The sequence below is a fragment of the Variovorax sp. LjRoot175 genome (assembly GCF_964253805.1).
Taxonomy (GTDB): domain Bacteria; phylum Pseudomonadota; class Gammaproteobacteria; order Burkholderiales; family Burkholderiaceae_C; genus Variovorax.
In genome coordinates this window covers 5885594-5904601 of sequence record NZ_CAXURY020000001.1, presented here as the reverse complement: position 1 = coordinate 5904601, position 19008 = coordinate 5885594, and the positions used below count along the sequence as shown (strand labels likewise).

Here is a 19008-nt window from a genome sequence, read left to right as displayed (position 1 = left end):
ATTTGTATGATGACCTGATCACCGTGCTCCATTCCGCCACGCCCGCGCAGGCGCCCGCCCCCTCCGAACCCCTGCGGTCGGCAGCCGATCGGCTGTCCGACCGCCTGGCGCTGCGCCTCGGCGCCCTCATCGAATCGGGCGAGCTCGCGCCCGGCGACCGCCTGCCCACCGAGCAGCAGCTGGCGGCGACGCACGGCGTCTCGCGAACGGTGGTGCGCGAGGCGCTGCATCAGCTCAAGTCCAGGTCGCTGGTGGTGTCGCGCCAGGGCTCGGGCGTCTTCGTGGCGCCCACGCCGCAGAACCAGCCGCTGGCCTTCGACCCGGCCGTGCTGGGCTCCGTGCAGGCCGTCGTGCACGTGGTCGAAGTGCGGCGGGTGCTCGAAGGCGCCATCGCGGCGCTGGCGGCCGAGCGCGCCACCCGCGCCCACATCGCGGCGCTGCGCCGCGCGCTCAAGGCCATCGACGCCGCGGTGGCCGAGGGGCGCGACGGGGTGGCCGAGGACCTGGCCTTCCACCGCATCATCGGCGAGTCCACGGGCAACCCGCAGTTCCGCCTCCTGCTCGGCTTTCTCGAGCAGTACCTGCGCGAAGGCATGCGCATCACGCGCGGCAACGAAGCGCGCCGCAAGGACTTCATGGAGGCGGTGCAGCTGGAACACCGCGCCATCGTCGACGCGATCGCAGCGCGCGATCCTGTCGCAGCACACGACCACGCCACCCGGCACCTGATCCTCGGCGAAGAACGGCTCGTCGAGGGCGGCATCATTCCCAGCCGCAAACGAAGATTGAAGGAGAAGAAATGAAACTGCTGATCACCGGAGGCGGCGGCTTCGTCGGCGCGCGCCTCGCCCGCACCCTGCTCGCGCGCGGCACGCTCGCCGGCGAGCGCATCGACCGCATGGTCCTCACCGACATTGCGCCGCCGCCGGCCGACCTGCTGGCGGATGCGCGCGTCGAGGCGCGCACCGGTCCGCTGCTGGCGCAGACCGACGCATTGCGCACCGAGGCCTTCGACGGCGTGTTCCACCTGGCCTCCGCCGTCTCCGGCGAATGCGAGCTCGACTTCGATCTCGGCCTGCGTTCCAACCTGGACAGCACGCGCGCGCTGCTCGATGCGCTGCGCGCCAACGTCAATGCCGGCGGCAAGGTCACGCGCGTGGTGTTCTCGAGCTCGGTCGCGGTCTTCGGGCCCGACGCGGCCGTGCCGCTGCCGAAACTGGTCGCTGACGACACGCTGCCCGCGCCGCAAACTTCCTACGGCACGCAGAAGCTGATCTGCGAACACTTGATCGCCGACTACACGCGCAAGGGCTACATCGACGGCCGTGCCGCACGGCTGATGACCGTGACCGTGCGCCCCGGCCGGCCCAACGCCGCGGCGTCCTCCTTCTTCAGCGGCATCATCCGCGAGCCGCTGGCCGGCGTGGAAGCGATCTGCCCGGTCTCGCCCGAGGTCTCGCACCCGATGTCTTCGCCGACACGCACGGTGGACGGCCTGATCGCCGTCTACGAAGCCAGCCGCGAGGCCTTCTGCGGCCGCACCGCGCTCAACCTGCCGGCCCTCAACGTGCGCGTGAGCGACATGCTCGACGCGCTCGAGCAGGTCGCCGGATCCGCCGTGCGCGCGCGCGTGCGCTTCGAGCGCGACGAGCGCATCGCCGGCATCGTGGCCAACTGGCCCGGCGGCGCAACGGCCGCGCGCGCCGCGCGGCTCGGCCTGCTGCCGCACGAGAGCTTCGCGGACATCATCCGGCAGTACATCGACGATTGCCGCGCGCTTCCGAACGCCAACGAAACCCTGAAGGGAATGTCCTGATGAAACCGAAGAACAACAACAAGAAGCCGAAGCAGGCCCTCAAGCTGCGCTCCCAGGCCTGGTTCGACAACCCGGCCAATGCCGACATGACGGCGCTCTACCTCGAGCGCACGATGAACTTCGGCCTCGGCTTCGACGAGCTGCAGTCGGGGCGGCCGATCATCGGCATCGCGCAGACCGGTTCGGACATCGCGCCCTGCAACCGCCACCACCTGGTGCTGGCCGAGCGCGTGCGCGAAGGCATCCGCGATGCCGGCGGCATCGCCTTCGAGTTCCCGATCCATCCGATCCAGGAAACCTGCAAGCGCCCGACGGCGGCGCTCGACCGCAACCTGCAGTACCTGTCGCTGGTCGAGGTGCTCTACGGCTACCCGCTCGACGGCGTGGTGCTGACCACCGGCTGCGACAAGACCACGCCGGCGCAGATCATGGCCGCCGCCACGGTGGACATCCCCGCCATCGCGCTCAATTCGGGGCCGATGCTCAACGGCTGGTACGAGGGCGAGCGCACCGGCTCGGGCACCATCGTCTGGAAGGCGCGCGAGCTGATGGCCGCGGGCAAGATCGGCTACCAGGAGTTCCTGAAGCTCGTGGCCTCCTCGGCGCCGTCGACCGGCCACTGCAACACCATGGGCACGGCGTCGACCATGAACTCGCTGGCCGAGGTGCTGGGCATGACGCTGCCGGGCGGCGCTGCGATCCCGGCGCCCTATCGCGACCGCCAGGAGATGGCGTACATGACGGGCAGGCGCATCGTCGAGATGGTGCGCGAGGACCTGAAGCCTTCGGACATCCTCACGCGTGCCGCCTTCGAGAACGCGATCGTCGTCAACTCTGCGCTCGGCGGCTCGACCAATGCGCCGGTCCACCTGAACGCCATCGCGCGCCACATCGGCGTCGAGCTGACGACGGCCGACTGGGAAAAGCATGGCTACAAGATTCCGCTGATCGTGAACCTGCAGCCGGCCGGCGAGTACCTCGGCGAGGAGTACTACCGCGCCGGCGGCGTGCCCGCGGTGGTCGCCGAGCTGATCGCCCAGGGCAAGATCCAGCCCGCCCTCACTGCCAACGGCAAGACGCTGGTCGAGAACTGCGAAGGCAAATTCACGAGCGACCGCAAGGTGATCTTTCCGTACGCCAAGCCGATGAAGAAGAACGCCGGCTTCCTCAACCTCAAGGGCAACCTGTTCGACTCCGCGATCATGAAGACCAGCGTGATCACGCCGGAGTTCCATGCGCGCTACCTCGAAAACCCGAAGGACCCGATGGCCTTCGAAGGCACGGCGATCGTCTTCGACGGGCCGGAGGACTACCACCACCGCATCGATGACCCGAAGATGAAGCTCGATGCGAACAGCATCCTCTGCATGCGCGGCGTGGGGCCGGTCGGCTATCCCGGCGCGGCCGAGGTGGTCAACATGCGCGCGCCCGACTACCTGCTCAAGAAAGGCATCACCGCGCTGCCCTGCATCGGCGACGGCCGGCAGTCGGGCACCTCGGGTTCGCCGTCGATCCTCAATGCCTCGCCGGAGGCCGCGACGGGCGGTGGGCTCGCACTGCTCAAGACCGGCGACCGCGTCCGCATCGATCTCAAGAAGCGCACCGCGAACATGCTGGTCTCGGATGAAGAGCTTGCCAAGCGCCGCGCGAAGCTCGAAGCCGCCGGCGGCTATCCGTATCCGCCGAGCCAGACGCCGTGGCAGGAGATCCAGCGCGCCGTCGTCGACGAGCTCTCCGAAGGCATGGTGCTGAAGCCCGCGGTCAAGTACCAGAAGATCCACGCGACCTTCGGCATTCCGCGCGACAACCACTAGCGCCTGTCAGCGTCTAGGCACGCGAAGCCTTGCTTGCCTGTCGCGGCGCTCCGTGCGCCAAGTTGGCGGCAATGAGTGCCGCGGTCAGTGTCACGAGCCACGAAAAATACACCCATAGCAAGAAGACGGGAAAGACCGCGAAGGCTCCGTAGACGGCCTTGTAGGTGGGAATCTTGAGAAGGTAGGTCGCGAAGCCGCGCTTACCCAACTCGAGAGCGATGCCGGCGATCAAGCCACCCGCGATCGCATCACGCCGCCGAACCTTGGTGTTCGGGACGAAGTAGAACAGGCTCGTCACGACCACCATGCAGAGCGCCACCGGGCCCAGGTTCAGTACGAACCTGGCCGAGGGTGGCAGGGTTCCGATCAAACCCATCGACGCACCCAGCACATGCGACGTCGCCCACAGACTCACCCCCAGGGCCGGTGGCCCCACGGCCAGCATCAACAAATACAGGCCCACTCGCTTGTAGAACGGACGATTTCTTTTCACGTTCCAGATCTGGTTGAAGGCGTTTTCTACGGTGAGCATTAGCGCAATCGCCGCCACCAGCAGGAACAATGAGCCGACCAAGGTGAGGCCACTCGCATTGGCGGCGAACTGATGGAGGTACTTCAGCACCGTGCGTGAGATGTCTGCCGGAAGCAGGCTCTTCAACAAGTGCTCTTCGAGCGCATCCTCGAAGCGCTTGAACATCGGGAACCGCGTGAACAGCGCGAGGCTCACCGCGAGAAACGGCGCGATGGACAGGACTGTCGTGAAGGTCAGGCTGCCGGCGACCTGGGCCAGGCGCTCTTTCCTGGCGCGGCGGATCGTGAGTCGGGTCAGGCTGAGCATGCGTCATCGAGGTTTGGGAGTCGGCCGAGATTCTCGCCTGGAGGAGGTGCCGGAGGAGATGGCACGTGGCCGCGAGACGTCCTGAAACAGGAGCATGTCCCGCACGCGCCGCGAGGCACCGTCGTAGAAGCCCTGCGTCGGCTGCTCCTGCGCGGCTGGATTGGAGAAAGTGCCGAAGACGATGTCCCACAGAGGAAGGTCGGCATAGTTGTGCGCATGCACGCCGCGCGCGTGGTGCACAGCATGGCTTTCGGGCCGCTGCACGATATAGCCGAGCCAGCGCGGCGTGCGCACGTCGGCGTGCTGAAAAACGCTGGCAAACGTCAACATCGCGGCAGCGAGTGCGCCGGCCTCCGGGCTCAGGCCGAGCAACGGATAGAGCACCAGGCTGGACAAGGAGGTGAACGCCGCGGCATCCAACGGGTGCAGGTAGTAGGCCCCCCAAGCATCGAGCGTCTCGGCGCTGTGGTGCATCTGGTGCCCCATTCGCCACAGCACGTCGAAGCGGTGTGCAGCCCGGTGGTACGCATAGTGGGCCAGTTCATAGGTGAGCACACCGACAAGCGCCCCGGCGGTCATGCCCATGACGTGACCGTCGAAGACGCTGCGCCCTCCGAACATCCGGGCCCAAGCCGCACCGATTGCCAGGGAAAGTGCGACGTTGGTGGATGTGACGAGAAGCGCGCGGACGCGCCATCCAGGCGCCGCCCTCGGGTTCTGACCGCGCAGTCCCAGGTCGAGCAAGAGGAAGGCGGGCAACACGGCAAGTGCGAGGATTTCAAGGAGTGACATACATGGACCTGTGATGTGAGGCGTCGGGTAGAGCAAGCACGGCATCGAGCCGCCGCCGTGAATGGAAGGACGCCAAGTTAGGGCCATGCCGTCCCTTGAACGTCCCTTGCTGGTGGCGCAGCGGTCGGGCTATAACCGCGAGATGCTGGAACCGGCGGCCTCTCATCAGCTTGAACTCCGGGTCTTCGGCGTTCCCGCTCTGCTGCGAAACGGCGTGGACACCGGACTTGCGCTCAAGCGAGCGTTTGCGCTTGTTGCCTACCTTGCGCATGCGAACCAGCCGGTTTCCCGATCGGTGCTCGCGGGACTCCTTTGGCCGGATGCGCCGGAAGCACAAGCCCGCACCCGGCTGCGGAGGCTGCTTTACTCCATCGACAAGACAGCGGGCGGCGGGCTCTTCGAAGTCCGTTCCGCCTCCGTGGGCCTGCAGGTCGGCCGCCTGGAAGTCGATTTCCTTGCTTTCGCCAATGTGGCCAGAAAAGTGGCCTTGCCGGAGTCGTGCGGCACGTTGCCGCTAGCAACGTTGCGCGCCTGGTCCGATCGCGCCTCGCAGCCGATCTTCGGCGGTATGTCGTGCGGTGCGGAGGCGCTGGACGATTGGCTGCTGGGTGTTCAGATCGAGCACGATCAGATCCATCGGCGCTTCATGTCCGCGCTCGCGCGTCGCTATTCCGCCGCCGGCGACAACGAGGCGGCAGTTGCCCTGGGCGACCATCTTGTGCGCATGGACCCTTGCTGCGAGCCGAGCCATGTGCTGCTGATGAATCTTCATGCACAGTCGGGCAACGTGTCTGACGTCGAAGCGGCCTTCATGCGCTGCGCTGACGCGCTTCGTTCGGAATACGGCATCAAGCCGAGCGCACCGACCGAGTCTGCCTACCTGGAGCTGATGCGAGGCTTCAAGGGGAAGGGCCCAAGGAACGACAGCCCGGCCCCGAGCGTGAGATACGTCCGCTCGACCGCAGGTGCGCTGGCGTACGCGGTGCTCGGCGACACGGGCGATGTCATCGTGATCGCGCCGGGCTTCCTGTCCAACATCGAGATCGGATGGGAGGACGCCGGCATTCGCGATTTCATGCAGTGCCTCAACAGGCGCTTCCGGGTCGTGGTTTTCGACCGCCGCGGCGTCGGGCTGTCCGAGCGGCTCGATGTCAACTCGTCTGCACATGCGACAGCCACCGATATTCGCCTGATTCTTGACGACGCGGGCATCGAACGCGCCTGGCTGTTCGGTTCTTCGGAGGGCGGGCCAGCCGTCATCGATCTGGCAGTAGAGCACCCGACGCGAGCGCTCGGGTTGATCCTGTTCGGTGCAATGGCCAAGGGCTCGTCGTCGTCCGACTACATTCACGCGATGCCGGCCACGGCATTCGACGTCTGGCTGGACAGGCTCGTGGCCGAGTGGGGAGGTCCAGCGGGCATCGAGACCTTTGCGCCCGGTGCCCGACAAGACCCTGCGCTGCGCGCGTGGTGGGCGCGGATGATACGTCACTCCACCTCGCCGAGCGCGCTCGCCGCCACCCTGAAGGCCTTGCGTGACGTGGATGTTCGAAAACAGGCAGAGCAGGTCCGCGTGCCCGCACTCGTTCTGCATCGAGCGGGAGATCGCGCGATTCGCGTTGGGGCCGGCGCCGACCTCGCGAGCCGCATCCCGGGTGCTCAATGGATCGAGCTCGCTGGAGACGACCACTGGTGGTGGCGCGGGGAAACCGGTCCGTTGCTGGCTGCCATCCTCGCCTTCGCCGACGCACATTCCGACGCAGTCGCGCCAGCTATGCCGCTGCGACATATCTAAAAGTGTCCTCCTCAGCTAGCAGGCTGTATGCCGAGTTGAGATAGTTCATGACACCGGGCGAACACCGGCGGCTTGAACAAATATGAGGAGACAAGATGGATATGCGCGATCGCGCCTGGCTTGCTGCGGGCATCGCAACGGCTTCGCTTGGAGCCTTCCCGGCACTTGCACAAAGTCCGTCGGCGAACAGCGCCAGTATTTATGGCGTGCTGGACGAGTATGTGGGTTCGCTTCGCCGAAGCGATCAAGCGGGCCGCACCACCGTATTGAACAGCGGCGGCTTGACCACTTCCTACTGGGGGATTCGGGGAACCGAAGACTTGGGAGGAGGCTTGCAATCGTTCTTCGCGCTGGAAAGTTTCCTTCAAGCCGACAGCGGGAACTTTGGCAGGACAGCTGCCGATCCCTACTTCTCGCGAAATTCCTATGTGGGGCTCGGCGGAGCCTACGGCCAGGTGAGCCTGGGGCGACAGACCAATGCGCTCTATACGGCAACAGGCAACTTCAACCCCTTTCTGGCGTCTGCCAATCTGAGCCCTGTCATGCTGCAGGTCTGGAACACGGGCTACAACCGTGCGATCCTGGGTGACAGCGTCTGGGACAACACCATCCAGTACGCGTCGCCGGAAGCAGCGGGGTTTCGCGTTTCTGCAGCGTACGGACTGGGCGAAGTGGCGGAGCGCACTGGTGAACGCAATTTCAACCTGACCCTCAACTACGCGAAGGGTCCGTTCGCTGCGGTGGTCTCCGCCCAGCAGGTCAAGGTGGGCCCGGGCCTTTCGGCCCGGATCTCGAGCCAGAAGGCGCAGATGGCCGGGCTCTCGTATGACTTCGATGTGGTGAAGGTCTACGGCCAATACTTCATACCGATACGCCTGGCATCCGGACCAAGACTCGGACGACCCAGCTCGGCTTCGCGGTGCCCATAGGCGCCGGCCGGGTCATGGCCTCTGTTTCCCGCACGCAGAGAGACATGCCGATCGCCGACTCTCGTCGAACCACAGGCGCCGTCGGCTATGACTACTTCCTCTCCAAGCGCACGGATCTCTACACGGTCTACCTCGCGGACAAGCTCACCGGATTCGCGCGAGCAGGAAACGTCGCGCTCGGCATGCGACACCGCTTCTGAAAGCTCCAGCACGCTTGTCTCGAAGTGAATCGGAATCCCATGAACATCTTCCTGAAAATTGCCCGGCATTCAGCCCTCGTCGTTGCCGCAATCTCCATTTGCGCGAGTGCAAATGCACAACCATCTTCGACGAAGCCGATTCGTCTCGTCGTGCCCTTCGGCCCCGGGGGCGTTGCCGACCTCACGGCACGGACCGTCGCACAGAAGATGTCGGAGTCCATGGGGCAAAGCATCATCGTGGACAACAAGCCGGGCGCAGGGGGAGTGGTCGCGTCCGATACCGTGGCCAAGGCGCCGCCGGACGGACTCACCGTCCTCTTGATGTCCAACGCCAATGCCGTCAGCGCGGGGCTGTTCAAGCAGCTGCCCTTCGATACCGTCAAAGACTTCGCTCCGGTGTCGACGCTCGGCTATTTCGATATGGCCGTCGTGACCGCCGCGGACTCGAAATTCAAGACGATGCAGGAGCTGTTGGCATACGCGAAGGCGCACCCCGGTACCGTCAACATCGGGACCATCAACGTGGGCAGTACGCAGCATCTGGCGGCCGAGCTGCTCAAGCGCAGCACCGGCATCGACGCGCAAGTGATTCCCTTCAACGCGTCGCCCGCATTGATCACCGCGCTGCGAGGGGGGCAGATCGATGCCGGCGTCGAAATCCTGGCGCCCATCCTGGGTCAGATCAGCGGGAAGTCGCTGCGCGCCATTGCCGTCATGGGAGCGAAGCGCTCGTTCGCGCTGCCGGAGACGCCGACCGTCGCGGAGAGCGGCGCGCCCAACTTCAAGGTCGCGTCCTGGAACGCCTTTGCGGTGCCAGCCAAGACGCCGCCCGCCATCGTCGCCAGGCTCAACAAGGAGGTCAACGCAGCGCTGGCCGCGCCGGAGATCAAGGAGCGGCTGCGCCAGCTCGGCGTCGAGGCGCAGGGAAGCACTCCGCAGCAACAGGCAGAGCTTCTCAGGGACGAAATTCAGCGCTGGTCCGAAGTCATTCGCCTGGCAGGCATCCCCAAGCAATGAGCGTCCATGTACCCGTGGCGCATCAAGTCTTTGCGTGCGACGGTGAGCCGCTCATCGTCTGGCTCACCACCTCCTGGATCAACTTGAGGACGGCCTGCTGGGTGAGGGTGGTCGGCCTTTGAGAACTGAGCGCCAGGGCCAGCCGGCTGCGCAGCGGAGGATCCACGATCCGGCGCATCGCAAAGGCCTCGGGGCGAGGCGCAGTGAGAACCGCGTTCGAGGACAAGACAGCCAGTCCCACCCCGTCGATCACCAGATCCAGGATGGCGGCCACACCGTCGATCTCCATCGCGATGGTCGGACGGCATCCGATATTCGCCATTTCCGCTTCGACCAGCATGCGAATGGAGTTCGGCTTGGTCGGGATCACCAGAGGCTTCGAGGCCAGCTCTCGCATCGAAACTTCTTCATCCGGTTCGCCGGCGGACTGCGCCGGGCCGACCAGGTACAGGTCCTCTTCCAGGATGACAACGCTGTCGATCTCCGCGGAAGGCGCAGGGTTGTAGAGCAGCGCCAGGTCGAGGCGGCCTGCAGTCACCGATTCCTGCATGGCGCTTGAAAGCGCCTCGGTGATGGAGAGACTGGCATCGGGAAGTTGCTGACGGAAGGCGCGGGTCAAGGGCACGGCGATGCGCTTCGAAATGCTTGGCGGCAAACCCACAGCGACGCGGCCGGCCAGCGCGCCGCGCAACAGCCCGAGGTCCTCCTTGGCGCGTTCGATCTGATGCAGGATGCCTCTGGCGTGTTCCAGCAGCAGCTTGCCTGCATCCGTGACGATGACGCCTCGGCCATTGCGCGTCAGAAGATTCTGTCTCAGCTCCACTTCGAGCTGGCGCACCTGCCGGCTGAGCGCGGGCTGTGCGACATCGATCACGATCGAAGCCCGGGTGAAACTCCCCAGCTCTGCGACGTGAACGAAGTACTCCAGCTGCTTGAGGTCCATGGAAAGGAGTCTAGAGCTTGCTCGCATTGCCCGCGACGAGCTCCCCGCCGTCCTCAGGCCCAGTACAGCCGCATCGGGTTGTCCACCAGCAGTTTGCGCTGAAGCTCCGCCGTCCGCGCGATGCGGGGAATCATGTCGACCAGCGTGCCGTCATCGGGCATGTGCGTCTTGAGATTGGGATGCGGCCAGTCAGTACCCCACAGTACGCGGTCCGGGAACTCCTCGACCAGGCGCCGCGCAAAAGGAACGACGTCATCGTAGGCCGGTGGACCGGAGAAGGACAGGCGCTCCGGACAGCTCACCTTCGACCAGACATTCGGATGCTCGCGCAACAGCCGCACGAAGCGCTCGAACTGCGGCCCGTCGACCGGCCAGCCGACGTCGGGCCGGCCCATGTGGTCGACCACCACGGTCGTCGGCAGGCGAGTGAAGAAATCCCACAGCTCGGGCAGATCCGGCGCTTCGAAATACACGACCACGTGCCAGCCCAGCGGCGCGATGCGCTCGGCGATGTTCATCAGCACCTCGCGCGGCGTGAAGTCGGCGAGCCGCTTGAGAAAGTTGAAGCGCACGCCGCGCACCCCGGCTTCGTGCAGAAGGCGAAGCTCGGCCTCGCCCACGCTCGGCGCGACCGAGGCCACGCCGCGTGCGCATCCGTTCGAATGCGCAATGGCATCGATCAACGCACGGTTGTCGTTGCCATGACAGCTCGCCTGCACGATCACGTTGCGCTCGAAGCCCAGGAGATCGCGCAGTGCGAAGAGCTGGTCCTTCGAGGCATCGCAGGGCGTGTATTTGCGCTCCGGCGCGTAGGGGAACACCGCGCCCGGGCCGAAGACGTGGCAGTGTGCATCCACCGCACCGGGCGGTGCTGTGAAGTGCGGCTTCGAGGGGGCAGGATGAAAGCAGAGCCAGTTCTTGTCCATAGCTGTCCATCTTGCGCAGATTTCTCGCGACGAGCGAGCCCGAAAATGCACTAGCAGCTAGCGAATTTCGGCATGGCCGGCACCGTCGGGCTGCGCATGCAGGAGGCTTGAAGCGCGCGCAAGGAGAGTCCTACATGCGGAGTCGGCATCGGCGCATTGGCATCGTGCGCGCGACGCATAGATTCGCGTTCGCGCCCAGGGGAGCATCGCGGCCAACAGATCCAGAGCGGAAGGCACGCCGAGACTGCCGCACTTCAGGATCCTGCCTCATGTCTTCGACGCGTTTGTGCGCCCTTGCGGCAACCGTGGCCGGCGCCGGCTTCTTCGTTGCCACCCCGGCGCTGGCCGAGCCTTCGCCGGCCCTCGACCGCTTCAGCCTCTCGGTCGGCGCCTTCAATGCCGACCCCACCTTCAACGCCTCGCTGAACACGCCCTTCGGCCGGCTGGACCCGGGCGACCTCAAGGGCAGCGACGTGACCATGCCGCGCATCACGGCCGACATCCTGCTGGGCGACAGCCAGGGCCTGTCGCTCGACTACTACCGCTTCAAGCGCGACTACGGCACCGGCTTCGCCAACAGCTTCGCGATCGGGCCGACCTCGATCACGGCGCTGGGCAACGTCAACCTCGACCTCAAGCTGGAGTTCGCCAAGTTCGCCTACAAGTGGTGGATCGGCTCAGGCAACACGGTGCTGGGCCTCGGCGCCGGCGTCGCGTACTACCGGGCCAGCCTGGACAGCAACGCCGTCGCAGGCGTGAACGGCGCCACCGCGACCTTCAGCCAGCGCGACAGCGACGACGCTTTCGCGCCGCTGCTCGAGATCGGCGTGCGCCATGCCATCACGCCCGACCTGCGCCTGTTCGCCGATGCCTCGGGCGTGCGCAAAGGCGGCAGCGGGCTGCACGGCCATATCTACAACGCGGCCCTCGGCGTCGAGTGGTTCCCGGTCAAGAACGTCGGCCTGGTCCTGTCCTACGGCGTGAGCGAGATCGATCTCAAGCGCGACATCGACAGCATCAGCAGCACCGCGCGCCTGAAGGTCAGGCTGCAAGGGCCCTCGGCCTTCCTCAAGGCACGCTTCTAGAGACGCTCGAAGGCGTGCAGCAGCTGCGCGCCCGCCTCGGCCAGCGCGCCGTCGTTGCGGACCTCGATGGCATGCGCCGGCGGCTTGAACGCCAAGGCACGCCGCACGCGGGCATCGACCATCTCCGGCGTCTCGCGCCCGCGCGCCAGCAGGCGCTGCCGCAGCACGTCGATGCTGGCGGTGACGTGCACAACAGTCAGATGCGGAAACCTCGACAGCGCCTGCGGCAGGTAGGCGCGCGATCCGTTCACGATCACCCACTTGCCCAGGTGCAGGGGCGAGAGCTCGTCGTGGCGCACGCCGTAGTGCAGGCCGTTGGCCTGCCAGTGGAGCGCGAAGGCCTGCGCGTCGCTGAGCTGCTCGAAGGCGTGCGCACTCACGCTGTGGTGCTGCTCGTCGTCGGCCTTGGGCGGCCGCGTGATCGTGCGGCGCGCCAGGTGCACCGGCATGTGCGGCGGAAGATGGTCCTTGAGCCAGGCCAGCAGGCTGTCCTTGCCGGCGCCGGAAGGCCCCATCACATAGACCAGCCGCCCCTTCATGCGCCAAGCTCCATCTGTTCTACCAGCACGAAGTCGGCACCGGGCTTGGGTTCGGCGAACAGGGAGATGGTGTCGAAGCGGCAGGCGGGCAAGGCACCGAAGGCGTGGCGCGCCGCATCCGCCAGCGCGGGGACGATCGAAGGCGCCGCGTCGCGGAGCGTTCCCGTGAGCGAGAGGTGGAAGCGGAAGCGCTCCAGCACGAAGGGATAGCCCCAGCGCAGCAGCAGCGCGTCTTCTTCTCGCGTGAGGCCGGCTGCGCGGCGGCGTTCGATCTCGAACGGCGTCAACGGCGCGGCCAGTGCGTGCAGGCGCGTGACGCAGGCTGCGGCCACTTCGTCGATCGCGCGGCTGCCGACCTCCGGCACCAGTGCCAGAAAATCGTCGAGCATCGCGACCTTCAATGCGGGCATCGTGAAGGGCTCGAAGTCCTCACAGAGGCCGCGCAGGCCGGCGCGCAGCCTCTCGACGTCGACGCCCGGCGCCAACGCGAAAGGCGCCTTGAGCGTCGCATGCCAGCCATAGCGCCGCGGCGCCTTCGTCAGCCGATGCAGTTCGGGCGCGGGCACGCCGGGCAGCGGTGCCTGCGGCAACGGCTCGAGCCGCGAGGCGCAGCGCCCGAGCCAGCGCCTGCCGGCGCGCCACCAGGCGCTGTCGGCGCGGGGCGCGAAGTAGACGGCGTAGCGATGCACGGGATCACTCGTCATGCGTCACCGTGAGCGTGACGCGATCGCCCGCAAACCAGGTCCGCGCGAACTCGATGGGCACGTCCGCGGTGTCCACGTTGACGCTCTCGACGAAGAGCACCGGCCGCGCGGCCGGCTGCCGCAGTTGGGCCGCCACCTCGGCCTCGGGCATCTGCGCCGTGATGCGGCTCTCATGCCGCGTGTAGTCGTCGATGCCATGTGCGGCAAAGGCCGCGGTGATGGAGCCTGTCTCGCGCACGACCGCTTCGAGCTGCTCAAAACGCGGCAGCGGAAAGAAGCGCTCGCTGATGTGCAGCGGCTGCTGCTCGGCCTCGCCCAGCACCTGCAGCCGCAGCAGCGTGCTGCGCGCGGGCACCTGCAGCGCGCGTGCCTGCGCGGCCGTGGCACGCACGGTGCTCGACGCGAGCACGCGCAAGGCGCCGCGCATGCCTGCCAGCGCCATGCTCTGGTGATGACGCGTGCGCTTGGCCAGCACCAGGTCGACCGCGAACTCCTCCACGTAGGTGCCGCTGCCCTGCGTCACGCGCAGCAGGCCCTGGCTGCTCAGGCTGGCGAGCGAACGGCGGATGGTGTGGCGATTGACGCCGAACTGCTCGGCCAGCGCGTGCTCCGAGGGCAGGCGCTCGCCCGGCGGGTAGATGCCGTGGGCGATCGATTCGGCCAGCTCGGCCGCGATGCGGGTCCAGAAACTGTCGCGCGCCGTGCGCGCCGGAAGCGATTCGGGAGAAGTCGTGATGGCTGTCATGAAAGCTACATGCGTGCGCCCTAAGCTGGCGCCAGTTGTTCGATTTGTCTATACAACTTCCCCAGATTAACACTCCCATGTTTCATGCCTTTGACAACCACCCTGCGAGCCGGCCGCCGAGCCGCGCGCAGTGGATGGCCGTGCTGGCGCGGGCGCCGCTCTCGCTGCTGGAGCCGGCGCTCGGCGAGCACGCCCAGCGCACGCCGCAGTGGCTGCGCGCGCCCGAGACGGGCCTCATGATGGTCCAGGGCCGCGCCGGCGGCACGGGCGAGCGTTTCAACCTCGGCGAGGTCACGGTCACGCGCTGTGCGCTGCGCCTGCATGGCGTCGCGCACGAAGGCGCGGCGGTCGGCGTCGCCTATGTGCTGGGCCGCTCGCACCGGCAGGCGCAGCTGGCGGCGGTGGCCGATGCGCTGCTGCAGGACCCGGCGCAGCAGGACGCGCTCGATGCGCAACTGCTCGCGCCCGCGCGCCAGCACCTGGCCCGCGAGCGCGCCGAGCGCCATGCGCGTGCGCAGGGCAGCAAGGTCGAGTTCTTCACCGTTGCGCGCGAAGCCGGCGGTGCCGATGGAGACGAAGAGGAGAACGCATGAGACGCCGGGCCGCTCCCAAGTCGAATAGCACCGCAGCGCACAGCGCGGAGGTTACCCAATGAACAGCACCACAGATCTCTCCAAGGTCGGCGCGGGTTTCTCGGATCTCGCGCTCGGCAGCCAGGCCGTGTTCCGCGCCGCATTGGAAGCCCTCTCGCACCCGGGCCGCATCGTCGACCTGCCGCACGATGCCGAAGTGCCCAGGCACGGGCATGCGGCTTCGGCCGCGCTGCTGCTCGCGCTGCTCGATCCGGATTGCAAGCTCTGGCTCTCGCCAACGCTGGCCAAGAGCGATGCCGCGGCCTGGCTGCGCTTTCATTGCGGCTGCGTGATCGTCGACGATCCGGGTGAGGCCCAGTTCGCCTGGATCGCCGGCGGCGACGAAGCGCCCGCGCTCGAGCGCTTCGCGCAGGGCAGCGACACCTACCCCGACCAGTCGGCCACCTGCGTGGTGGACGTGCCCTCGCTGGCCGACGGCGCCGACGCCGAAGGATGGACGCTGCGCGGGCCGGGCATCCGCACGGAGACGCGCTTGTGCGTCGACGGCTTGCCGCAGGAGCGCGCCGAAAAGCTGATCGCCCAGCGCGCTGCGCAGCAGGCGGCCTTCCCGCGCGGCGTCGACCTGTTCCTCGCCACCGAGCACCAGATCGTCGGCCTGCCGCGCACCACCCACATCGAGCTGGAGCACTGAGCATGTACGTTGCCGTCAAGGGTGGCGAAGCCGCCATCCTCCACAGCTATCGCCTGCTGGCCGAGCAGCGCCGCGGCGACCCGGCCACGCCGGAGCTCTCGGTGCAGCAGATCCGCGAGCAGCTCAAGCTCGCGGTCGACCGCGTGATGACCGAGGGCTCGGTCTACGACCCCGAGCTCGCCGCGCTCGCGATCAAGCAGGCCTCGGGCGACCTGGTCGAAGCCATCTTCCTCTTGCGCGCCTACCGCGCCACGCTGCCGCGCCTGGGCACTAGCGCGCCGCTGGACACCGCGCGCATGCAGCTCGACCGCCGCATCTCCGCCACCTTCAAGGACCTGCCCGGCGGGCAGGTGCTGGGCCCGACCTACGACTACACGCAGCGCCTGCTCGACTTCACGCTGCTCGCGAGCGGCGGCGGCGCAACACGCCAGGCTGCCCCAGCAGCAGCGCCAGCCGACACACCCGCCGTCACGCCGCGCGTGGTCGACCTGCTCAACCACGAAAGCCTGATCGAGACCCGCCCCGTGCCTCCCGGCGATCCGGCCCCGGTGGACCTGACGCGCGAGCCGCTGCGCTTTCCGGCCGATCGTGCGACGCGGCTGCAGAATCTCGCGCGCGGCGACGAAGGCTTTCTGCTTGCGATGGCCTACTCCACCCAGCGCGGCTATTCGCACAGCCATCCCTTCGTCGGCGAGATCCGCTTCGGCAGCGTCGCGCTCGAGATCGAGCCCGAGGAGCTGGGCTTTTCGATCTCGATCGGCGACATGGAGATCACCGAGTGCGAAATGGTCAACCAGTTCGCCGGCAGCAAGACCGAGCCGCCGCAGTTCACGCGCGGCTACGGCCTGGCCTTCGGCCACAGCGAGCGCAAGGCGATGGCGATGAGCCTGGTCGATCGCGCGCTGCGCGCCGACGAGCTCGGCGAGGCGGTCGAATCGCCGGCGCAGATGCAGGAGTTCGTGCTCTCGCACAGCGACAGCCTCGAAGCCTCCGGCTTCGTGCAGCACCTGAAGCTGCCGCACTACGTGGACTTCCAGTCCGAACTGGAACTGGTGCGCCGCATGCGCAGTGCGCCCGCACGGGGAGACGACGAATGAGCGCCGCCCGGCCGCCCGAAGGCGCTCGCCCCCTCCTCCAGGAGGGGGTGCGCGAAGTACACGAAGTGACAAGCCTGGGGGAGGTTGCCCAATGACAGACACGAACATCAACTTCGCCTACCTCGACGAGCGCACCAAGCGCATGATCCGCCGCGCCATCCTCAAGGCCGTGGCCATCCCCGGCTACCAGGTGCCCTTCGGCGCGCGCGAGATGCCGTTGCCCTACGGCTGGGGTACCGGCGGCATCCAGGTCACGGCCGCGGTGATCGGCTCGAAGGACGTGCTCAAGGTCATCGACCAGGGCTCCGACGACACCGTCAACGCGGTCAACATCCGGCGCTTCTTTGAACGCACCACCGGTGTCGCGATCACCACGCGCACGCAGGAGGCCACGCTGATCCAGACCCGCCACCGCATCCCCGAGGCGCCCTTGGCCGAAGGCCAGGTGCTGGTCTATCAGGTGCCGGTGCCCGAGCCCATGCAACGCCTGGAACCGCGCGAGACCGTCACGCGCACGCTGCACGGGCTGGCCGAGTACGGCCTGATGCACGTCAAGCTCTACGAGGACATCGCGCGCTACGGCCATATCGCGACCACCTACGACTACCCGGTGCTGGTGAACGAGCGCTACGTGATGTCGCCCTCGCCCATCCCCAAGTTCGACAACCCCAAGATGCACATGAACCCCGCGCTGCAGCTCTTCGGCGCCGGCCGCGAGAAGCGCATCTATGCCGTGCCACCCTACACCGCGGTCGAAAGCCTGGGCTTCGAGGACCATCCCTTCGAAGTGCAGCGCTGGGACGCAGCCTGCGCGCTGTGCGGCGCCACCGACAGCTTCCTCGACGAGGTCATCACCGACGACAGCGGCACACGCATGCATGTGTGCTCCGACTCGGACTACTGCCAGTCGCGGCAGCAAGCGCAGAGTCCTGCGATGCCGGCACCTCAATTGGCGGAGGTCGAATGAAGAGCGCCACCCTCCCCCTGCTGCGCGTGCGCGGCATCGGCAAGCGCTACGGCGATCGCGTCGCGCTGGCCGACGCCTCCTTCGACCTCTGGCCCGGCGAGGTGCTGGCCGTGGTCGGCGAGTCGGGCTCCGGCAAGACCACGCTGCTCGATGCGGTCGCGGCCCGCAGCCGGCCCGACGAAGGCAGCGTGCAGTTCCACACGCGCAGCGGCGGCCTGCAGGAGGTCTTTGCGATGAGCGAGGCCGAGCAGCGCCTGCTCGCGCGCACCGACTGGGGCTTCGTGCACCAGAACGCCGCCGACGGCCTGCGCATGGATGTCTCGGCCGGCGCCAACGTCGGCGAGCGCCTGATGGGCCTCGGCGAACGGCACTACGGGCGCCTGCGCGCCACCGCATCGGAATGGCTGCAGCGCGTCGAGATCGATCCGCAGCGCATCGACGACGCGCCGCGCACCTTCTCCGGCGGCATGCGCCAGCGCCTGCAGATCGCGCGCAACCTGGTCACCCGGCCGCGCCTGGTGTTCATGGACGAGCCGACCTCCGGCCTCGACGTCTCGGTGCAGGCCCGCCTGCTCGACCTGCTGCGCCAGCTCACGCGCCAGATGCAGCTCGCCGCCATCGTGGTCACGCACGACCTCGCGGTGGCCCGGCTGCTCGCGCACCGCATGATGGTGATGCAGAAGGGCCGCGTGGTCGAAGCCGGCCTCACCGACCAGGTGCTGGACGACCCGCAGCATCCCTACACCCAGCTTCTCGTTTCCTCGGTACTGCAACCATGACCGCGCCCCTTCTTCAACTGCGCGGGGTGGCCAAGCGCTTCACCCTCCATCAACAGAACCATCTCGAGCTCTCGGTGTTCGAGGGCCTCGAGCTCAGCGTTTCGGCCGGCGAATGCGTGGTGCTCGACGGCGCCTCGGGCCTGGGCAAGAGCACGCTGCTCAAGCTCATCCATGCCAACTACCGCGCCAGCGCGGGCCGCATCACGGTGCAGCCGCCGGGTGGCGCGCCGGTCGAGGTGACCGAGGCCGACCCGCGCGAGCTGGTGCGCCTGCGCCGCGACACCATCGGCTACGTGAGCCAGTTCCTGCGCGTGATCCCGCGCGTGCCGGCGCTCGATGTCGTGGCCGAGCCGCTGGCCGAGGACGCGGGCGACGACCCCGCCGCCCTCGAAGCCGCGCGCGAGGAAGCGCGCAAGTGGCTCACGCGCCTTTCCATTCCCGAACGCCTCTGGCATCTGCCGCCCGCCACCTTCTCGGGCGGCGAGCAGCAGCGCATCAACATCGCACGCAACATGATCAAGCCCAAGCCGCTGCTGCTGCTGGACGAGCCGACCGCTTCGCTCGATGCCGCCAACACGCGCACGGTGATCGAACTGATCCGCGAGGCGGCAGCGCGCGGCGCGGCCATGGTCGGCATCTTCCATGACGCGGAGGTCGGCGCCGCGGTCGCCACGCGCCGCGTCAACGTCGCCGACTTCAGGAGCCCCGCATGAGCCGCCGGGCCGCTCCCAAGGCCAA

General features: G+C 67.3%; 21 protein-coding genes. 14 read left to right on the top strand and 7 right to left on the bottom strand.

Annotated features, from left to right (window positions below; all coding sequences use genetic code 11):
• Positions 1 to 23: 23 nt before the first annotated feature.
• Genes ACSQ89_RS29265 through ACSQ89_RS29255 form a run of 3 tightly spaced genes read left to right on the top strand, consistent with a single transcriptional unit; the run spans position 24 to position 3630 of the window.
• On the top strand, positions 24 to 803 hold the full coding sequence (locus ACSQ89_RS29265) for a FadR/GntR family transcriptional regulator (RefSeq protein ID WP_436294175.1): 780 nt from the start codon (positions 24 to 26) through the stop codon (positions 801 to 803).
• Positions 800 to 1816: a D-erythronate dehydrogenase gene (gene denD, locus ACSQ89_RS29260; protein WP_436294176.1), complete on the top strand. Its 1017-nt coding sequence runs from the start codon at positions 800 to 802 to the stop codon at positions 1814 to 1816. The genes ACSQ89_RS29265 and denD overlap by 4 nt, the downstream gene beginning before the upstream one ends.
• A complete protein-coding gene (locus ACSQ89_RS29255) occupies positions 1816 to 3630 on the top strand; it encodes an IlvD/Edd family dehydratase (RefSeq protein WP_436294177.1) in 1815 nt (604 codons plus the stop codon). The genes denD and ACSQ89_RS29255 overlap by 1 nt, the downstream gene beginning before the upstream one ends.
• A gap of 13 nt (positions 3631 to 3643) precedes the next feature.
• Here ACSQ89_RS29255 and ACSQ89_RS29250 read toward each other — a convergent pair whose 3' ends face one another.
• Positions 3644 to 4468: a YihY family inner membrane protein gene (locus ACSQ89_RS29250; RefSeq protein WP_436294178.1), complete on the bottom strand. Its 825-nt coding sequence runs from the start codon at positions 4466 to 4468 to the stop codon at positions 3644 to 3646.
• Positions 4469 to 4471: 3 nt separating this feature from the next.
• Positions 4472 to 5227: a sterol desaturase family protein gene (locus ACSQ89_RS29245; protein ID WP_436296601.1), complete on the bottom strand. Its 756-nt coding sequence runs from the start codon at positions 5225 to 5227 to the stop codon at positions 4472 to 4474.
• A gap of 118 nt (positions 5228 to 5345) precedes the next feature.
• Between ACSQ89_RS29245 and ACSQ89_RS29240 the strand changes: the two genes are divergently transcribed.
• From ACSQ89_RS29240 to ACSQ89_RS29225, 4 genes are all read left to right on the top strand, one after another.
• The gene (locus ACSQ89_RS29240; RefSeq protein ID WP_436294180.1) at positions 5346 to 7055 is read left to right on the top strand and encodes an alpha/beta fold hydrolase; all 1710 of its coding nucleotides are present in this window, start codon (positions 5346 to 5348) and stop codon (positions 7053 to 7055) included.
• A gap of 95 nt (positions 7056 to 7150) precedes the next feature.
• Positions 7151 to 7984 carry a porin gene (locus ACSQ89_RS29235; RefSeq protein WP_436294181.1) on the top strand — a complete coding sequence of 278 codons (834 nt, stop codon included), beginning with the start codon at positions 7151 to 7153 and terminating at the stop codon, positions 7982 to 7984.
• 14 nt (positions 7985 to 7998) lie between these two features.
• Positions 7999 to 8184 carry a hypothetical protein gene (locus ACSQ89_RS29230; protein WP_436294182.1) on the top strand — a complete coding sequence of 62 codons (186 nt, stop codon included), beginning with the start codon at positions 7999 to 8001 and terminating at the stop codon, positions 8182 to 8184.
• Between the two features lie 39 nt (positions 8185 to 8223).
• Entirely contained in the window at positions 8224 to 9201 is a 978-nt protein-coding gene (locus ACSQ89_RS29225) for a tripartite tricarboxylate transporter substrate binding protein (RefSeq protein ID WP_436294183.1), read from the top strand.
• 22 nt (positions 9202 to 9223) lie between these two features.
• On the opposite strand, the gene ACSQ89_RS29220 is transcribed toward ACSQ89_RS29225, so the two are convergent.
• Together ACSQ89_RS29220 and ACSQ89_RS29215 are read right to left on the bottom strand one after the other, a co-directional pair.
• Entirely contained in the window at positions 9224 to 10144 is a 921-nt protein-coding gene (locus ACSQ89_RS29220) for a LysR substrate-binding domain-containing protein (protein ID WP_436294184.1), read from the bottom strand.
• Between the two features lie 53 nt (positions 10145 to 10197).
• Positions 10198 to 11070: an amidohydrolase family protein gene (locus ACSQ89_RS29215; protein ID WP_436294185.1), complete on the bottom strand. Its 873-nt coding sequence runs from the start codon at positions 11068 to 11070 to the stop codon at positions 10198 to 10200.
• A gap of 269 nt (positions 11071 to 11339) precedes the next feature.
• On the opposite strand from ACSQ89_RS29215, the gene ACSQ89_RS29210 reads away from it, so the two are divergent.
• The gene (locus ACSQ89_RS29210) at positions 11340 to 12155 is read left to right on the top strand and encodes a hypothetical protein (RefSeq protein WP_436294186.1); all 816 of its coding nucleotides are present in this window, start codon (positions 11340 to 11342) and stop codon (positions 12153 to 12155) included.
• Here ACSQ89_RS29210 and phnN read toward each other — a convergent pair.
• Genes phnN through phnF form a run of 3 tightly spaced genes read right to left on the bottom strand, consistent with a single transcriptional unit; the run spans position 12152 to position 14143 of the window.
• On the bottom strand, positions 12152 to 12694 hold the full coding sequence (gene phnN, locus ACSQ89_RS29205) for a phosphonate metabolism protein/1,5-bisphosphokinase (PRPP-forming) PhnN (RefSeq protein ID WP_436294187.1): 543 nt from the start codon (positions 12692 to 12694) through the stop codon (positions 12152 to 12154). The two genes, ACSQ89_RS29210 and phnN, sit on opposite strands and share 4 nt — an antisense overlap.
• A complete protein-coding gene (locus tag ACSQ89_RS29200; protein ID WP_436294188.1) occupies positions 12691 to 13398 on the bottom strand; it encodes a DUF1045 domain-containing protein in 708 nt (235 codons plus the stop codon). Before ACSQ89_RS29200 ends, phnN begins: the two co-directional genes overlap by 4 nt.
• On the bottom strand, positions 13388 to 14143 hold the full coding sequence (gene phnF, locus ACSQ89_RS29195) for a phosphonate metabolism transcriptional regulator PhnF (RefSeq protein ID WP_436294189.1): 756 nt from the start codon (positions 14141 to 14143) through the stop codon (positions 13388 to 13390). The genes ACSQ89_RS29200 and phnF overlap by 11 nt, the downstream gene beginning before the upstream one ends.
• A 77-nt stretch (positions 14144 to 14220) precedes the next feature.
• On the opposite strand from phnF, the gene phnG reads away from it, so the two are divergent.
• The 6 genes from phnG to phnL all read left to right on the top strand — a co-directional run bounded on the left by phnG (position 14221) and on the right by phnL (position 18983).
• Positions 14221 to 14736: a phosphonate C-P lyase system protein PhnG gene (phnG, locus tag ACSQ89_RS29190; RefSeq protein WP_436294190.1), complete on the top strand. Its 516-nt coding sequence runs from the start codon at positions 14221 to 14223 to the stop codon at positions 14734 to 14736.
• 58 nt (positions 14737 to 14794) lie between these two features.
• Positions 14795 to 15427 (top strand): phosphonate C-P lyase system protein PhnH, encoded by a 633-nt coding sequence (gene phnH, locus ACSQ89_RS29185; protein ID WP_436294191.1) that lies wholly within the window; start codon positions 14795 to 14797, stop codon positions 15425 to 15427.
• A gap of 2 nt (positions 15428 to 15429) precedes the next feature.
• Positions 15430 to 16524 carry a carbon-phosphorus lyase complex subunit PhnI gene (locus tag ACSQ89_RS29180; protein WP_436294192.1) on the top strand — a complete coding sequence of 365 codons (1095 nt, stop codon included), beginning with the start codon at positions 15430 to 15432 and terminating at the stop codon, positions 16522 to 16524.
• Between the two features lie 91 nt (positions 16525 to 16615).
• On the top strand, positions 16616 to 17491 hold the full coding sequence (locus tag ACSQ89_RS29175) for an alpha-D-ribose 1-methylphosphonate 5-phosphate C-P-lyase PhnJ (RefSeq protein ID WP_436294193.1): 876 nt from the start codon (positions 16616 to 16618) through the stop codon (positions 17489 to 17491).
• Positions 17488 to 18270, top strand: coding sequence for a phosphonate C-P lyase system protein PhnK (gene phnK / locus ACSQ89_RS29170; protein WP_436294194.1), 783 nt, complete (start codon positions 17488 to 17490; stop codon positions 18268 to 18270). The genes ACSQ89_RS29175 and phnK overlap by 4 nt, the downstream gene beginning before the upstream one ends.
• Positions 18267 to 18983: a phosphonate C-P lyase system protein PhnL gene (phnL, locus tag ACSQ89_RS29165; RefSeq protein WP_436294195.1), complete on the top strand. Its 717-nt coding sequence runs from the start codon at positions 18267 to 18269 to the stop codon at positions 18981 to 18983. The genes phnK and phnL overlap by 4 nt, the downstream gene beginning before the upstream one ends.
• Positions 18984 to 19008 lie beyond the last annotated feature (25 nt).

Excerpts from the sequence above, each read along its gene's own strand:
- phnN (WP_436294187.1), bottom strand. The coding sequence starts at position 12,694 with ATGAAGGGGCGGCTGGTCTATGTGATGGGGCCTTCCGGCGCCGGCAAG.
- phnF (WP_436294189.1), bottom strand. The coding sequence starts at position 14,143 with ATGACAGCCATCACGACTTCTCCCGAATCGCTTCCGGCGCGCACGGCG.
- ACSQ89_RS29225 (WP_436294183.1), top strand. The coding sequence starts at position 8,224 with ATGAACATCTTCCTGAAAATTGCCCGGCATTCAGCCCTCGTCGTTGCC.
- ACSQ89_RS29180 (WP_436294192.1), top strand. The coding sequence starts at position 15,430 with ATGTACGTTGCCGTCAAGGGTGGCGAAGCCGCCATCCTCCACAGCTAT.
- ACSQ89_RS29255 (WP_436294177.1), top strand. The coding sequence starts at position 1,816 with ATGAAACCGAAGAACAACAACAAGAAGCCGAAGCAGGCCCTCAAGCTG.
- phnK (WP_436294194.1), top strand. The coding sequence starts at position 17,488 with ATGAAGAGCGCCACCCTCCCCCTGCTGCGCGTGCGCGGCATCGGCAAG.
- ACSQ89_RS29200 (WP_436294188.1), bottom strand. The coding sequence starts at position 13,398 with ATGACGAGTGATCCCGTGCATCGCTACGCCGTCTACTTCGCGCCCCGC.
- ACSQ89_RS29240 (WP_436294180.1), top strand. The coding sequence starts at position 5,346 with ATGCCGTCCCTTGAACGTCCCTTGCTGGTGGCGCAGCGGTCGGGCTAT.
- phnH (WP_436294191.1), top strand. The coding sequence starts at position 14,795 with ATGAACAGCACCACAGATCTCTCCAAGGTCGGCGCGGGTTTCTCGGAT.
- phnG (WP_436294190.1), top strand. The coding sequence starts at position 14,221 with ATGTTTCATGCCTTTGACAACCACCCTGCGAGCCGGCCGCCGAGCCGC.
- ACSQ89_RS29215 (WP_436294185.1), bottom strand. The coding sequence starts at position 11,070 with ATGGACAAGAACTGGCTCTGCTTTCATCCTGCCCCCTCGAAGCCGCAC.
- denD (WP_436294176.1), top strand. The coding sequence starts at position 800 with ATGAAACTGCTGATCACCGGAGGCGGCGGCTTCGTCGGCGCGCGCCTC.
- ACSQ89_RS29210 (WP_436294186.1), top strand. The coding sequence starts at position 11,340 with ATGTCTTCGACGCGTTTGTGCGCCCTTGCGGCAACCGTGGCCGGCGCC.
- ACSQ89_RS29235 (WP_436294181.1), top strand. The coding sequence starts at position 7,151 with ATGGATATGCGCGATCGCGCCTGGCTTGCTGCGGGCATCGCAACGGCT.
- ACSQ89_RS29220 (WP_436294184.1), bottom strand. The coding sequence starts at position 10,144 with ATGGACCTCAAGCAGCTGGAGTACTTCGTTCACGTCGCAGAGCTGGGG.
- ACSQ89_RS29175 (WP_436294193.1), top strand. The coding sequence starts at position 16,616 with ATGACAGACACGAACATCAACTTCGCCTACCTCGACGAGCGCACCAAG.
- ACSQ89_RS29250 (WP_436294178.1), bottom strand. The coding sequence starts at position 4,468 with ATGCTCAGCCTGACCCGACTCACGATCCGCCGCGCCAGGAAAGAGCGC.
- ACSQ89_RS29230 (WP_436294182.1), top strand. The coding sequence starts at position 7,999 with ATGGCCTCTGTTTCCCGCACGCAGAGAGACATGCCGATCGCCGACTCT.
- phnL (WP_436294195.1), top strand. The coding sequence starts at position 18,267 with ATGACCGCGCCCCTTCTTCAACTGCGCGGGGTGGCCAAGCGCTTCACC.